12 protein-coding genes and 1 pseudogene are annotated in these 14,434 nt (G+C 65.5%); 9 read left to right on the top strand and 4 right to left on the bottom strand.

Annotated features, from left to right (window positions below; genetic code table 11):
• Positions 1-208: 208 nt before the first annotated feature.
• From PDMSB3_RS17240 to PDMSB3_RS17250, 3 genes are all read right to left on the bottom strand, one after another.
• Entirely contained in the window at positions 209-898 is a 690-nt protein-coding gene (locus PDMSB3_RS17240) for a helix-turn-helix domain-containing protein (protein ID WP_007180454.1), read from the bottom strand.
• A gap of 188 nt (positions 899-1,086) precedes the next feature.
• Positions 1,087-2,253, bottom strand: coding sequence for an MFS transporter (locus PDMSB3_RS17245; protein WP_007180453.1), 1,167 nt, complete (start codon positions 2,251-2,253; stop codon positions 1,087-1,089).
• Positions 2,254-2,272: 19 nt separating this feature from the next.
• On the bottom strand, positions 2,273-2,671 hold the full coding sequence (locus PDMSB3_RS17250; RefSeq protein WP_035518491.1) for a VOC family protein: 399 nt from the start codon (positions 2,669-2,671) through the stop codon (positions 2,273-2,275).
• A gap of 111 nt (positions 2,672-2,782) precedes the next feature.
• Between PDMSB3_RS17250 and PDMSB3_RS17255 the strand changes: the two genes are divergently transcribed.
• The 7 genes and pseudogenes from PDMSB3_RS17255 to lnt all read left to right on the top strand — a co-directional run bounded on the left by PDMSB3_RS17255 (position 2,783) and on the right by lnt (position 10,591).
• Complete coding sequence (locus PDMSB3_RS17255; RefSeq protein ID WP_007180451.1) at positions 2,783-3,766, top strand: LysR family transcriptional regulator; 984 nt, start codon at positions 2,783-2,785, stop codon at positions 3,764-3,766.
• A gap of 141 nt (positions 3,767-3,907) precedes the next feature.
• Positions 3,908-5,281, top strand: coding sequence for a tRNA (N6-isopentenyl adenosine(37)-C2)-methylthiotransferase MiaB (gene miaB, locus PDMSB3_RS17260; RefSeq protein WP_007180450.1), 1,374 nt, complete (start codon positions 3,908-3,910; stop codon positions 5,279-5,281).
• An 85-nt stretch (positions 5,282-5,366) separates the two neighbouring features.
• Positions 5,367-6,410, top strand: a pseudogene (locus PDMSB3_RS17265) (PhoH family protein); the annotation flags it as partial.
• Between the two features lie 88 nt (positions 6,411-6,498).
• Positions 6,499-6,960: an rRNA maturation RNase YbeY gene (gene ybeY / locus PDMSB3_RS17270; RefSeq protein ID WP_007180448.1), complete on the top strand. Its 462-nt coding sequence runs from the start codon at positions 6,499-6,501 to the stop codon at positions 6,958-6,960.
• 81 nt (positions 6,961-7,041) lie between these two features.
• On the top strand, positions 7,042-7,710 hold the full coding sequence (locus PDMSB3_RS17275; protein ID WP_007180447.1) for a gamma-glutamylcyclotransferase: 669 nt from the start codon (positions 7,042-7,044) through the stop codon (positions 7,708-7,710).
• 202 nt (positions 7,711-7,912) lie between these two features.
• A complete protein-coding gene (locus PDMSB3_RS17280; RefSeq protein WP_007180446.1) occupies positions 7,913-8,806 on the top strand; it encodes an HlyC/CorC family transporter in 894 nt (297 codons plus the stop codon).
• 81 nt (positions 8,807-8,887) lie between these two features.
• On the top strand, positions 8,888-10,591 hold the full coding sequence (lnt, locus tag PDMSB3_RS17285) for an apolipoprotein N-acyltransferase (RefSeq protein WP_165187030.1): 1,704 nt from the start codon (positions 8,888-8,890) through the stop codon (positions 10,589-10,591).
• A 9-nt stretch (positions 10,592-10,600) separates the two neighbouring features.
• Here lnt and PDMSB3_RS17290 read toward each other — a convergent pair whose 3' ends face one another.
• On the bottom strand, positions 10,601-11,215 hold the full coding sequence (locus tag PDMSB3_RS17290) for a glutathione S-transferase N-terminal domain-containing protein (RefSeq protein WP_197740237.1): 615 nt from the start codon (positions 11,213-11,215) through the stop codon (positions 10,601-10,603).
• A gap of 203 nt (positions 11,216-11,418) precedes the next feature.
• Between PDMSB3_RS17290 and PDMSB3_RS17295 the strand changes: the two genes are divergently transcribed.
• Both PDMSB3_RS17295 and PDMSB3_RS17300 read left to right on the top strand, forming a co-directional pair.
• Positions 11,419-12,825, top strand: a complete 1,407-nt coding sequence (locus PDMSB3_RS17295; protein ID WP_007180443.1) for an aminopeptidase P N-terminal domain-containing protein — start codon at positions 11,419-11,421, stop codon at positions 12,823-12,825.
• A 59-nt stretch (positions 12,826-12,884) separates the two neighbouring features.
• On the top strand, positions 12,885-14,264 hold the full coding sequence (locus PDMSB3_RS17300) for a UbiH/UbiF/VisC/COQ6 family ubiquinone biosynthesis hydroxylase (protein WP_165187032.1): 1,380 nt from the start codon (positions 12,885-12,887) through the stop codon (positions 14,262-14,264).
• The last annotated feature ends 170 nt before the right edge of the window (positions 14,265-14,434 follow it).

Below are 14,434 nucleotides of genomic sequence, written 5' to 3' on the forward strand. Positions count from 1 at the left end.
GACGACGCGGGCGCTCGCGGGCTCGCCGGCTCACGCTCTCGCGTTGCCGGCATACCGCCGGTGGGGAATTTCACCCCGCCCTGAAGACGCACTGATTGCCGGATCAACCGGCTGGCAAAGCATACAACAGTCGCGCCGCCCATGCAGCGCAACCCTACTGGTCAGACGGTAATCCCGGATTGCGGGCTCACGCGTCTGCGAACACGAGTCAAACCGGCGCAGCCTCGCGGGCCGGCTCGGCGTGCGCGGGCACGTCCCAGCGCGGCGGCGTCTCCGCCTTCAGCGTCACGCGAAACGCGCGCGCTTCCGTGTCGCCGGGATTGCGCAGGCTGTGCGGCTGGTCGGCGTCGAACACGATCGCGTCGCCGGTGGCCAGCAACTGGCGCTGATCGTGCACGCTGACTTCCAGCGTGCCTTCGCTCACCACCAGATTCACCGTCGTGCCCGGCGCGCGGCGCGTGCCGGCCTCGGTGTGCAACGGCGCGATACGCAACTCGTGAAACTCGGCGGCGGTCGGCTCGGCGTCGGGGTAAAGCGGCCGTGCCGAATAGCGGCCGTTCGAACTGACGAGGCGCGACGAACGCTCCGCCGGCAAATGCTCGAAGCCGTTGGTGGCGTGACGGCGCAGGAAGGCCGCCACCGACACCTTCAACGCGGCGGCCACCTTGCACAGCACCTTGATGGACGGCACGCTGCGCGCCGACTCGATTTGCGCGAGCATGGCGCGCGAGACGCCGGACGCGCGGGCGAGAGCGTCGAGCGACAGTTGCCGTTCGGCGCGTAGGCGGGCGAGATTCACGCCGACCAGATGTTCCAGTGCATCGAAGGGTTCTGCGGCACGCGGCGACGCATCGGTGTCAGCCGTGGGATCGCGAACCAGCGCAAGCGGGGAATGCATGATTGCCTCCAGAAGCGCCGCCGGACGGCGGGCAAGCGGTTAGTGCAAGCAAGATAGCATTGCGTCCCGCCGCGCCCAACGAAGTTATCTTCACACTGTTATCAGCATTGCGGAGGACGTTTTCCGCAATGCTTGTGCGAATTTTTCATAAGGGCGTCCCCACGGTCGATTCACCGGCCGTCACGCGTTCACGCGCCCTGCGCCACGCTCGCCGCCGGTGCATCCATGCGCGCCGCCAACCACGTCAACAACAGCGCCGCCACGCTGACAGCGGCCGCGACCCACGGCAGGGTATCGAGCGAATGGCCGTGATTGATCACGAGTCCGCCGAGCCACGCGCCGCCCGCGTTGCCGACGTTGAACGCACCAATGTTCAATGTCGAAGCCAGATTCGGCGCCGCGGCGGCCTTCTCGACCACGCGCATCTGCAAAGGCGGCACCGTCGCGAAGGCGGCAATGCCCCACACGAAAATGGTGATCGCCGCCGCTACCTGCGAATGACTGGTGCGCGCGAAGATCGCCATCACCACCGCGAGCGCGACCAGAATGCCCATCAGCGAAGGCATCAGCGCGCGGTCCGCCAGCTTGCCGCCCACCGTGTTGCCGATCGTAAGACCCACGCCGAACAGCACCAGAATCAGCGTGACGCCGCGCGGCGAGAAGCCGCTCACCTGTTCGAGAATCGGCGCGATATAGGTGAACACGACGAACACGCCGCCGAAGCCGAGCACCGTCATCGCAAGCGCGGTCCACACTTGCGGATCCTTCAGCACGCGCACTTCGTGACCGAGCCCGGCCGGACCGGCATCGTGACGATTCGGCAGCAGCGCCGTGACGCCCGCGAGCGACAGCACGCCGAAGCCGCTGACGATCCAGAACGCCGCGCGCCAGCCGAACTCCTGACCGATGAAGGTGCCGAACGGCACGCCGAGCACGTTCGCCAGCGTGAGGCCGGTGAACATCAGCGCGATCGCGCTCGCGCGCTTTTCGGCCGGCACGAGCGAAGCCGCCACCACCGCGCCGATGCCGAAGAACGAACCGTGCGCGAACGAGGTCACCACCCGCGCGATCATCAGCACGGAATAGCTCGACGCGATCGCGCACAACGTATTGCCGACGATGAACACGCCCATCAGCAACTGCAACGCCAGCTTGCGCGGCATCTTGCTGGTCACCACCGCGAGCAGCGGTGCGCCGACGGCGACGCCGAGCGCATAACCGCTCACCAGCAGGCCCGCCGATGGAATCGACACGGCCAGATCATGCGCGACCTCGGGCAGCAAGCCCATGATGACGAATTCGGTCGTGCCGATCGCGAATGCGCTAATCGCCAGCGCCAATAATGGAATGGGCATTTGTCTTCTACTCCAGCGTTTAAGGTTGAGCGTGATGCAGCGCCGTCACGAATTCGACGACGACGCCCGGCGCGAGCGCCACGAAGAGTTGCGCCTGCGCCTCTTGCGGACCCATCTGCGGCACATGCGCCGTTTGATAGTCCACGCCGTGTACGCGCAAACGGCCGAGCAGCGCCTGCCATTCGGCGGCGCTCTCCATCCGGAACGCGATGTGGTCGATACGCGGCGCCGTCCTGCCGGGCGAGGCAGGCGCCGTCGCGTCGATCAGATGAATCAGCGGGCGGCCGTTCGCGTACAGCCAGTAGCCGTCGATCGAGAACGGCGGACGCGCGCCCTCGGTCAGCCCGGCAATATCGACGAAGAAACGTCGGGCGGACTCGAGGTCGGCGGTAACGATCGTTGCGTGATCGAGTTGCATGGCGTGGGCGGCATCAGGGATTTCGATGCAGCATTGTCGAGGACACACAGTGATTTGATAATTGGCGTAGCATTTGAAGCATTTTCAAATTCTGTTTGAAAGCGCCACTCCATGGATAACCTCGGTGACATTCGCCTGTTCGTCGAAGCGGCGCAGCAAGGCAGTCTGTCGGCGGCGGGCCGCAAGATGGGCCTGACGCCGGCCGCCGCCAGCGCGCGCCTCGCCAAACTCGAAGCCGGCCTCAAGGCGCGTCTGTTCGAACGCACCACCCGTCAACTCAGGCTCACCGACGAGGGCCGGCTGTACCTGAATTGCTGCCGCCAGGCGCTGCAATCGCTCGACGACGCAGAAGCCGCCCTGCAAGCCGGCCAGGGCGTCGTGCGCGGCAAGGTGCGGGTGTCGGCCACCTCGGACTTCGGCCGCAATCTGCTGATGCACTGGCTCGACGAATTCAACGCGCTGTATCCCGAAGTCACCTTTGCGCTGACGCTGTCGGACTCGCTGGCGAATCTGGTGCAGGAAGATATCGATCTGGCGATCCGCTTCGGCGTGCCGCAGGACAGCTCGCTGGTCGCCCGCAAGCTGGCGCCGAACCGGCGCGTGCTGTGCGCGTCGCCAGAGTACATCGCGCGCAAGGGCGAGCCGAAGGATCCGCACGATCTGGCAAATTTCGACTGCATCGTGCTGGCCACCGCCACCGGACTGGCGAACGAGTGGCGCTTCACGCGCGGCGACGAGGTGCAGCACTACACCGTGCCGTTCGAAACCGCCCGCGAGACCAACGACGGCGCCGTCGCCCGCGAATGGGCGCTGCGCGGCTACGGCATCGCGATCAAGTCGATGTGGGACGTGGAAGCGGACCTGCGCGCCGACGGCCTGAAAATCCTGCTGCCGGAATGGCGTTATCCGGACGCGCCGCTGCACGCGCTCTACCATCGCAACCGCTTCATGGCGCCGCGCGTGCGCGTATTGCTGGATTTCCTGAGCGAGCGTTTCGCACAGGTGTCGGACGAACTGGAAGGTCTGCTGGGCTTGCCGCCGGAGCGGCCGGGCGGCCAGGCGGGCGCGGAAACCGCGTCGCGCGAAGGGCTATAATAATGAGCTGCGCTGCAAACGTGCGCCGCAACTCGCCCGACAGTGGCCCAAAGCGCCGCCCCGCGGCCCGCCCGCACGTTTCGCCCCTCTTCACCTTTTAAACGACGCCCCCAGGTTAACCACTGCGACCGGCGAAATTAGATGACCAAGAAAGTTTATGTAAAGACCTTTGGCTGCCAGATGAACGAGTACGACTCCGACAAGATGGTCGACGTACTCGGCGCGGCTGAAGGACTCGTCAAGACCGACACGCCGGAAGACGCGGACGTCATTTTGTTCAACACGTGCTCGGTGCGCGAAAAGGCGCAGGAAAAAGTCTTCTCCGACCTCGGCCGTGTACGCGAGCTGAAAGAAGCGAATCCCAATCTGATCATCGGCGTGGGCGGTTGCGTGGCGAGCCAGGAAGGCGCCTCGATCGTTGCACGTGCACCTTATGTCGATCTGGTGTTCGGTCCGCAAACACTGCACCGCCTGCCGCAAATGATCGACAAGCGCCGCGAAAGCGGCCGCGCGCAAGTGGACATCTCGTTCCCGGAAATCGAAAAGTTCGATCATCTGCCGCCTGCGCGTGTGGACGGCCCGACCGCGTTCGTGTCGATCATGGAAGGCTGCAGCAAGTACTGCAGCTACTGCGTCGTGCCGTACACGCGCGGCGAAGAAGTGTCGCGTCCGCTGGACGACGTGCTGACCGAAATCGCCGGTCTCGCCGACCAGGGCGTGCGTGAAGTCACGCTGCTCGGCCAGAACGTGAACGCCTATCGCGGCGGCCTGACGCTCGGCTCGTCGGAAATCGCCGACTTCGCCACGCTGATCGAATACGTCGCGGATATTCCGGGCATAGAGCGGATTCGCTACACCACGTCGCATCCGAAGGAATTCACGCAGCGCCTGATCGACACCTACGCCAAGGTGCCGAAGCTCGTCAGCCACTTGCATCTGCCGGTGCAGCACGGCTCCGACCGCATTCTGATGGCCATGAAGCGCGGCTATACGGTGCTCGAATACAAGTCGGTGATCCGCAAGCTGCGCGCGATCCGCCCCGATCTGTCGCTCTCCACCGACATGATCGTCGGCTTCCCCGGCGAGACGGAAGAAGACTTCGACAAGATGATGACGCTCGTACACGAAATGAAGTACGACACCAGCTTCTCGTTCATCTACAGCCCGCGCCCCGGCACGCCGGCCGCGAATCTGCACGACGACACGCCGCGCGAAGTGAAGCTTAGGCGGCTGCAACATTTGCAGGCCACCATCGAGGAAAACGTGCAGCGCATCAGTGATTCGATGGTCGGCAAGATCGAGCGCATTCTGGTCGAGCGCCCGGCGCGCAAGGACCCGAACGAACTCGCGGGCCGCACCGAGAACAACCGGGTGGTAAATTTCCCGGCGCCGGTCGCCTCGCACGCGCGGCTGATCGGCCAGATGGTCGACGTGAAAATCGTCAAAGCGTACCCACATTCGCTACGTGGCGAACTCGTGCTGGTGCATGACGACGCGCCGGCCACGACCCACTAAGCGACGCCAACCCGCGACGCCAACCCGCGACGCCAACCCACGACGCCAGCCCGCGAACCGAAACCGACAGGATCGACCCACCGCCTTGAAGACCACTCAGCAGCATCTGGAATTCACCGCACCGCGCGACGACAACGCGCGGCTCGCCAACCTTTGCGGCCCGCTCGACGAAAATCTGCGCCAGATCGAGCAGGCGCTCGACGTGACGCTGCAACGCCGTGGCCACCGCATCACGATTCGCGGGCGCGGCGCGAAACTCGCGCTCACCGCGCTCGAAAAGTTCTACGACAACTCACAGAAGCCGCTGTCGGTCGACGACATCCAGCTTGCGCTCGTTGAAGTACGTCAACCGGCACGGCATCGCGCGAACGGCAACGGCCATGGCACGGAAGCAGTGGACCCGCGTTTCCCCGGCAATCCGGACCATCCGTTCGACCAGCCCGCCGACGTCGCTGAAGACGATCTCGAAGAGCTCGGCCCGAAGCTGTACACGCGGCGCGCGGATCTGCGCGGCCGCACGCCGGCGCAGCGCGAGTATCTGAAGCAGATCATCTCGCACGACGTGACCTTCGGCATCGGGCCGGCCGGCACCGGCAAGACCTATCTCGCGGTGGCCTGCGCGGTGGACGCGCTGGAGCGCGATCAGGTCAAACGCATCGTGCTGACACGGCCGGCTGTCGAAGCGGGCGAGCGTCTCGGCTTCCTGCCGGGCGATCTCGCGCAAAAGGTCGATCCGTACCTGCGTCCTTTGTACGACGCGCTGTACGACCTGCTCGGCTTCGACAAGACCGCCAAGATGTTCGAGCGGCAGATGATCGAGATCGCGCCGCTCGCGTACATGCGCGGCCGCACGCTGAACCACGCGTTCATCATCCTCGACGAGGCGCAGAACACCACGCCCGAGCAGATGAAGATGTTCCTCACGCGGATCGGCTTCGGCTCGAAGGCGGTGGTCACCGGCGACACGACCCAGGTCGACTTGCCGCGCGGCCACAAGAGCGGGCTGATCGAAGCGCAACAGGTGCTGGCCGACGTGCGCGGTATCGCGCTCACGCGCTTTACCAGTGCGGACGTGGTGCGGCATCCGCTGGTCGCGCGAATTGTGGAGGCGTACGATGCGCATTCGCAAAAAAACCGCCAGTCCGGCCGATTCGCGCTAATCACCGGCAGCCGCAACGAACGCACTGCACGCAACGAAAGCACCACCACGAAACCGCATGAGCCGCACCCCGAAACTGACGTTGAATCTGCAATTCCCCGCCGCCAAAGCCTGGCCGGAACACAAGGCGCTGCTGCCGCGCGCCACCGTGGCCGGCTGGATCAAGGCGGCGCTCTTCGCGGACGGTGAGCTGACCGTGCGTTTCGTCGATGCCGAAGAAGGCCGCACGCTGAACCGCACCTATCGCGGCAAGGATTATTCGACCAACGTGCTGACCTTCGCCTACGCCGAATCGGAAGACGATCCGGTGACAGGCGACCTGATCCTGTGCTGTCCGGTGGTGGAGAAAGAAGCCGCCGAGCAGGGCAAGCCGCTGCTCGCGCACTACGCGCATCTGCTCGTGCACGGCACGCTCCACGCCCAAGGCTACGACCACGAAGCCGAAGAAGAAGCCGAAGAGATGGAAGCGATCGAAACGGAGATCCTCGGCAAGCTCGGGTTTCCCGATCCTTACCAGTAGGCGTCGATCGCCGAAGCACCCGTCACGTCCAACCGTTCAAAGCCCATCGTGAGTACCTCCGCCCCTGAAGCCGACACCCGAATGCCCTGCCCGGACTATCCCCCGGTGCTCGGCGATTCGCGGCTTCTGACGGACGAGGAATTGCGCGCATCGCTCGAATGCACGATGCGCGACTGGGATCGCAAGAGCGATTTATGGCTGTTCGGCTATGGTTCGCTGATCTGGAATCCCGGCCTGCCCACCGTCGAAGCAGCCCGCTCAAGAGTTCACGGCTACCATCGTGGCCTCTATCTCTGGTCGCGCGTGAATCGCGGCACGCCCGAGCAGCCGGGCCTCGTGCTCGCGCTCGATCGCGGCGGTTCGTGCACCGGCATAGCGTTCCGGCTCGCGGCCGAAGGCTCGGCGCCGCATCTCGAAGCGCTCTGGCGCCGCGAAATGGCAATGGGCTCGTACCGTCCGGCGTGGTTGCCGTGCGTGCTCGCCGACGGCCGGCGCGTCGACGCGCTGGCGTTCGTGATGCGCCGCGACGTGCCGAGCTACACCGGCAAGTTGCGCGACGACGTCGTCAAAACCGTGTTCGGCTGTGCGTGCGGGCGCTATGGCACCACGCTGGATTACGTCAGCCGCACCGTGCATGCGCTGCGTGAAAGCGGCATGCCTGACCGCGCGCTCGAAGCGCTACTCGAACGGTGCCGCGAGGAAAGTCACGGAACTGGACTAACAGCAGGCTTGAGAGCGGACCTGAAATAACCGTCACGAGCGGCGCTTTTTTTCTCGAAAACGCTTTTCCGCGCGTAATCAGTTAGGATTGACCCACGCCCGCCCGTCATGGCGAAGCCGCTTTACCCCAGCTTCACTCATCGCCCAGCCCGGCAGGACACGGTCCTGCCATGTGCCTGGTGTATCCTTAATGCTCTGCAACAGCGCGCCCAGTCTTGCCGGGCGCACTACCATGAACGACACGTATCCCAGTCGACGCCATACCGACAAACCGCAGGAAAAACGCTCGCTCCTCGAGCGTCTGACCGACTTCATCTCGCCCGAGCCCGACTCGCGCGCCGAACTTCTGGAAATCTTGCAGGACGCGCATGAGCGCAACCTGATCGACGCCGACTCGCTGTCGATGATCGAAGGCGTATTCCAGGTGTCCGAACTCAGCGCGCGCGACATCATGGTGCCGCGCGCGCAAATGGACGCGATCAACATCGCGGACAATCCCGCCGAATTCATCCCTTACGTGCTGGAAAAAGCGCACTCGCGCTATCCCGTCTACGAGGGCAATCGCGACAACATCATCGGCGTGCTGCTGGCCAAAGACCTGCTGCGCTACTACGCCGAAGAAGAATTCGACGTGCGCGGCATGCTGCGCCCCGCTGTGTTCATCCCCGAATCGAAGCGTTTGAATGTGCTGCTGCACGATTTCCGCGTGAATCGCAATCACCTCGCGGTGGTGGTCGACGAATACGGCGGCGTGGCCGGCCTGATTACGATCGAAGACGTGCTGGAACAGATCGTCGGCGACATTGAGGACGAATACGATTTCGACGAGGAAAGCGGCAACATCATCGCCTCGCCCGACGGACGCTTCCGCGTGCGCGCGCTGACCGAAATCGAACAGTTCAACGAAGCCTTCGGCACCCATTACCCGGACGACGAAGTCGATACGATCGGCGGACTCGTCACGCATCACTTCGGGCGGGTACCGCATCGTGGTGAAAAAGTCCGCCTCGACGATCTGATCTTCGAGATTCTGCGCGGCGACGCCCGCCAGATTCATATGCTGCTGGTGCGCCGCGATCCGCTCGCCGGCCAGCGCGAGCGCGAAGCGCAGCACGTGCAGACCTGACCCGGTTCCGGCCGGTTCTCTCTTCACTTCTTCAACCCGCTTTTCGACCGCTTTTCAACCCTTCACGCCGACCGCGCAACAATGGCCGACCCGATGACTTCCCGCTCGCGCCGCGGCGTGAGCGCCTCTGCCGCCCAGCAAACACGCGGTCGCACGCTGCCCCGCTGGCACTACCTCGTCGCGCTGGCCGCGGGCGCGGCCAATACGCTTTCGTTCGCACCGACGCCGCACGGCGGCTGGCTCGAACTCGCGATCTTCGCGTTCTTCTTCGCCTGGCTCACGCGCACTACCGGCTGGAAGAGCGCGGCGCTGACCGGCGGCGCGTTCGGCTTCGGCAATTTCGTGACCGGCGTGTGGTGGCTCTACGTGAGCATGCATTTCTACGGCGGCATGGCGGCTCCGCTGGCCGGCGCGGCCGTCGCGCTGTTCTCGCTCTATCTAGCCGTTTATCCCGCGCTGGCGGCGGCCGTCTGGTCGTTCTGCGCCGGTCACGCGCGCAATGGCGCGGCCGACGACGACACGCCGTTCTCGCCCACATGGCACGGCGCGCTGGCGTTCGCGAGCGCGTGGGCGATCGGCGAATGGTTGCGCGGCACGGTGTTCACGGGCTTTCCGTGGCTCGCGAGTGGTTACGCTCAAGTGGACGGCCCGTTCGCCGGCTTCGCGCCGGTGGCGGGCGTGTACGGCGTCGGCTGGATGCTGGCGCTGGTGGCTGCGCTGATCGTGCAGGCGCTGTTGCCGCTGCTGCCTTCGCGCCAACCGGGCGGAAGCAGCGGCGCCAGCCGCAATGGCGGGAAACCGGGCGTGTCGCGCGTCGTGGTGCCGGGCGCGATCGCGCTGGCGCTGATCGCAGCCGGTCTGCTGCTGCCGCTCGTCCAATGGACCGTGCCGGCCAATGCGCCGCTGACCGTGCGCCTGCTGCAAGGCAACGTCAAACAGGAAATGAAGTTCGAGGAAGCCGGCATGCGCGCCGCGATCGACCAGTATCAGCAGATGATTACCTCGAAGCCGGCCGATCTGATCGTCACGCCGGAAACCGCGATTCCGGTGCTCGCGCAGCAATTGCCGGCGCCCTTTGCGTCGGCGGTGCGCAACTTCTCGGACACCACGGGCAGCGCGATCCTGTTCGGCGCGATCGGCGGCACGATTACGCCGGAAGGCCAGGTGATCGACTATACGAACAGCCTGTTCGGCGTCACGCCCGGCACGCGCGACGTGTATCGCTACGACAAGCATCACCTCGTGCCATTCGGCGAATTCGTGCCGTGGGGATTCCGCTGGTTCGTCAACCTGATGAGCATTCCGCTCGGCGATTTCTTCCGTGGCGCGCCGGTGCAGAAGCCGTTCATCGTCCACAATCAGCCGGTTGCCGTGGACATTTGCTACGAGGATATTTTCGGCGAAGAGATTGCGCGGACCATTCGCGAAAGCGATACGCCCGCTGGCGTGCTGGTCAATTCGACCAATCTGGCCTGGTTCGGCGACACGATTGCGCTCGACCAGCATCTGCAGATCGCGCGCATGCGTTCGCTGGAAACCGGCCGCCCGATGCTGCGCGCGACCAACACCGGCATGACCGCCGCGATCGATGCCAACGGCAAGGTGCTCGGGCGCCTGACGCCGTACACGGTCGGCTCGCTCGACCTCACGGTGCAGGGCACTTCCGGCAGCACGCCGTATGTCACGAGCGGCAACAACACCGTGCTGGCGGTTTCATTGTTCCTGCTGGCGTTCGGCTTTGCGTTCGGACCGGGTATCAGGCGGCGGCAGAACGGCAAGCAATGAGGCGCCGGCTCAGTTGACGGGCACCGTGTCGATGAACGACTGGCGCAGCGAGAGCTTCTGGAAGTGTTTGTCCAGATTCGGATGCGGTTCGCGCCAGTTCAATTCGGGCATGCGGAAATCCAGATAGCCCAACGCGCAGCCCACCGCGATGTCGGCGAGCGTGTAGTGATTGCCCGCACACCACATCTTGCCGCCTAATCCCTGCCCCATCGCGATCAAAGCTTCATCGATCTTGCGCTGCTGGCGCGCGACCCACGCTTCCACGCGCTGCTCGGGCGCGCGCTGCGTGCCTTCGAGACGGATCAGCACCGCCGCTTCCAGCACGCCGTCGGCGAGCGCTTCCCAGCAGCGCACCTCGACACGCTCGCGCCCCGACTGGGGAATCAGCTTGCCGACCGGCGACAGCGTATCCACGTATTCGCAGATGACCCGCGAGTCGAACACCGCTTCGCCGTCTTCCATCACGAGGCACGGCACTTTGCCAAGCGGATTGAAAGTGTGAATTCTGGTGTCCGGCGCCCAGACATTCTCGGGCACCAGTTCGTAGTCGATTTTCTTGTCGGCCAGCACGATCCGCGCTTTACGTACGAAGGGGCTGCCGAGCGAACCGATGAGTTTCATCATTACCATCTGCCTTTTCCTGAATCCGGCGAAAGTATAAGTGGTTGGCGGCTTAAGCGAGCGTTCACGCGCGTCATGGCGACGCTTCGCGAGCCGCATGCAGACTCGCTGTGGACGGATTGCAACAGCGCCGTGCGCGCCTTCGCCTCCACTTGCGCCAGTATCCCGCGCAAAATAACTCCGCGCATGGGCGCTACAATCGCACGATGAACCAGCCGACCGAACCCACCATCGCCATCGACGTCTACCGCACGCGCCGTGAGCGCATACTCGCCGCGCTCCGGGCGGCGGGCGGCGGCGTCGCCATTGTCCCCACCGCGCCGGAGGCGTTGCGTAACCGGGACGCCGATTATCCCTATCGGCACGACAGCTATTTCTACTACCTGACCGGCTTCACCGAACCCGAGGCGTTGCTGGTGCTCGACGCCAGCGCCGCGCCCGGCGAGCCGGCTTCGGTGCTGTTCTGCCGCGAGAAGAATGTCGAGCGCGAAACGTGGGAAGGTTTCCGCTTCGGCCCGGACGGCGCGCGCGCGGCTTTCGGTTTCGACGCGGCTTTCGCCATCGGCGAAATCGATACGCAACTGCCGCGTCTGCTTGCCGACAAGCCGTCGTTGCACTACGCGCTCGGCACCTCGCCGCAACTGGACGAACGGGTGCGCGGCTGGCTCGACGCGGTGCGGGCTCAAGCCCGCGGCGGTGTCGCCGCACCGGCCGCCGCGCACGATCTGATTCCGTTGCTCGACGACATGCGGCTCATCAAGGACGACCACGAACTCGCCATCATGCGCCGGGCCGGGCAGATTTCCGCCGAGGCGCATCGTCGCGCGATGGCAGCGTGCCGTCCCGGCGTGCACGAGTACGAACTCGAAGCCGAACTGCTCTACACGTTCCGCAAGTTCGGCGCACAGGCGCCGGCTTACACGTCGATCGTCGCGGCCGGCGCGAATGCCTGCGTGCTGCACTACCCGGCGGGCAATGCGATGGCTCGGGACGGCGACCTGATCCTGATCGACGCGGCCTGCGAGCTCGACGGCTACGCGTCCGACATCACCCGCACCTTCCCCGCGAGCGGCCGCTTCACGCCGGCGCAGCGCGAGCTGTACGACATCGTGCTGGCCGCGCAGCAAGCCGCCATCGACGCGACCCGGGCCGGCGCCACCTTCGACGACCCGCACCAGGCCGCCGTGCGTGTGCTGTCGCAGGGCCTGCTCGACACCGGCATCATCGAGCGAGCGAAGTTTGCCTCGGTCGACGACGTGATCGCCGAGCGCGCCTACGTGCCCTTCTATATGCACCGCACCGGCCACTGGCTCGGCATGGACGTGCACGACGTGGGCGACTACCGCGAACGCGGCGCGGCGCGCGACGAAGCGGGCGCGCTGCCGTGGCGCACGCTGCAGGCCTCGATGACGCTGACCATCGAGCCCGGCCTGTATATCCGGCCGACCGAAGGCGTGCCCGAGTGCTACTGGAACATCGGCATCCGCATCGAGGACGACGCCATCGTCACGCCGGACGGCTGTGAGCTGATCACGCGCGGCGTGCCCGTTGCCGCCGACGAGATCGAGGCGCTGATGCTGGAAGCCCGCGCGGCCCAGGAAGCCGTGAAGTAACTCGGGGAAGTAACTCAGGAAATGACCCAGGGAAGTAACTCGCAAGGAAGTAATCCGCAATGAACGACGTTTCCCAGTCGACGGTGATTCTGAAGCCCGGCGCGGGCGGCCACCCATTCGATTTCGACGTGACGATCGTCGGCGCCGGTCCGGTCGGGCTGGCGCTGGCCGGCTGGCTCGCGCGCCGCAGCGCGACGCGGGCACTGAAGATCGCGCTCATCGACGCGCGCGAGCCGGAAGATTCGATCGCCGATCCGCGCGCCATCACCGTATCTCACGGCAGCCGGATGATCCTGGAGCCGCTGCGCTGGCCCGCCGACGCCACCGCGATCCGGCGCATTCACGTCTCGCAGCGCGGCCACTTCGGCCGCACGCTGATCGACCACAGCGAACACGGTTTGCCGGCGCTCGGCTACGTGCTGCGGTACGGCTCGATCGTCCACGGTCTCGCCGAGGCGGTGCACGCCACCCCGGTGCACTGGTTCCGCTCCACCTCGGCCGGGGCGCCGACGCAGGAACTCGACGGCGTCACGCTGCCGATCGAAACCGCGGGCGTCACGCGGCAGTTGCGTACGCGCATTCTGGTGAATGCCGAAGGCGGCCTGTTCGGCGACCAGAAGTCAGGTCGAGGCGTGGCCAAAGGCGCCAGCGCGAAGGTGGACCAGCAGTCCGACCACCACGCGGACGCCGAAACTCCCGACAATCGGGCCGCCGGCATCGAGACGAAAGACGCCGGTCAACAAACTGGCCGGGACGGCGCCGCCGCGCGGCACGCTGGCCGAACCGCCGTCGAACCCGGCTCGCGCGACTACGGCCAGACCGCGCTCGTCGGCACCGTGACCGTGTCCTCACCACAACCGCACGTCGCGTGGGAGCGCTTCACGTCGCAAGGTCCGATCGCGTTGCTGCCGACGGGCGGCGTGCGCGGCGCCGACTACGCGCTGGTCTGGTGCTGCGCGCCCGAGGAAGCCGCGCGCCGCGCGCAACTCTCCGACGAAGCCTTCCTGCATGAACTCGGCGCCGCATTCGGCGACCGCATGGGCCGCTTCACGCACATCAAGGGGCGCGCGTCGTTCCCGTTAGGGCTGAACGCTGTGGAAACGCTCGTCGACGGGCATATCGTCGCGATCGGCAATGCGGCGCAGACGCTGCACCCGGTGGCGGGTCAAGGGCTGAATCTCGGTCTGCGCGACGCGCACTCGCTTGCCGACGCCCTCTCGACGGAAGGCCCGACGCCGCTCGCGCTGGCCACCTTCGCGCAACGCCGCGCACTCGACCGGCGCATGACGATCGGCGCCACCGACACGCTCGCGCGCCTCTTCACCGTCGACTTCGCGCCGCTCGCGATCATGCGCGGCCTCGCCCTCACCGCGCTCGAATTCCTGCCGCCGGTGAAAACCGCGCTGGCACGGCAAATGATGTTCGGACAGCGGCGCTAGGCACGTCACCCGCTCGCGCCGCACGGCCTTTTTGCTTCACGCGCAAGGTGCCGCGCGGGCGGTGCCGGTTCTATGAACCGGCGCACTTTCATAGAAGATTTAATGGGTTACGAGAGACACATGTCGGGTGTCGGCTATCTGTTAACGCTAAAATAGCGGTTTTCCCTCGC

The sequence above is a fragment of the Paraburkholderia dioscoreae genome (genome assembly GCF_902459535.1).
GTDB lineage: Bacteria > Pseudomonadota > Gammaproteobacteria > Burkholderiales > Burkholderiaceae > Paraburkholderia > Paraburkholderia dioscoreae.

Excerpts from the sequence above, each read along its gene's own strand:
- PDMSB3_RS17240 (WP_007180454.1), bottom strand. The coding sequence starts at position 898 with ATGCATTCCCCGCTTGCGCTGGTTCGCGATCCCACGGCTGACACCGAT.
- PDMSB3_RS17245 (WP_007180453.1), bottom strand. The coding sequence starts at position 2,253 with ATGCCCATTCCATTATTGGCGCTGGCGATTAGCGCATTCGCGATCGGC.
- PDMSB3_RS17250 (WP_035518491.1), bottom strand. The coding sequence starts at position 2,671 with ATGCAACTCGATCACGCAACGATCGTTACCGCCGACCTCGAGTCCGCC.
- PDMSB3_RS17255 (WP_007180451.1), top strand. The coding sequence starts at position 2,783 with ATGGATAACCTCGGTGACATTCGCCTGTTCGTCGAAGCGGCGCAGCAA.
- miaB (WP_007180450.1), top strand. The coding sequence starts at position 3,908 with ATGACCAAGAAAGTTTATGTAAAGACCTTTGGCTGCCAGATGAACGAG.
- ybeY (WP_007180448.1), top strand. The coding sequence starts at position 6,499 with ATGAGCCGCACCCCGAAACTGACGTTGAATCTGCAATTCCCCGCCGCC.
- PDMSB3_RS17275 (WP_007180447.1), top strand. The coding sequence starts at position 7,042 with ATGCCCTGCCCGGACTATCCCCCGGTGCTCGGCGATTCGCGGCTTCTG.
- PDMSB3_RS17280 (WP_007180446.1), top strand. The coding sequence starts at position 7,913 with ATGAACGACACGTATCCCAGTCGACGCCATACCGACAAACCGCAGGAA.
- lnt (WP_165187030.1), top strand. The coding sequence starts at position 8,888 with ATGGCCGACCCGATGACTTCCCGCTCGCGCCGCGGCGTGAGCGCCTCT.
- PDMSB3_RS17290 (WP_197740237.1), bottom strand. The coding sequence starts at position 11,215 with ATGATGAAACTCATCGGTTCGCTCGGCAGCCCCTTCGTACGTAAAGCG.
- PDMSB3_RS17295 (WP_007180443.1), top strand. The coding sequence starts at position 11,419 with ATGAACCAGCCGACCGAACCCACCATCGCCATCGACGTCTACCGCACG.
- PDMSB3_RS17300 (WP_165187032.1), top strand. The coding sequence starts at position 12,885 with ATGAACGACGTTTCCCAGTCGACGGTGATTCTGAAGCCCGGCGCGGGC.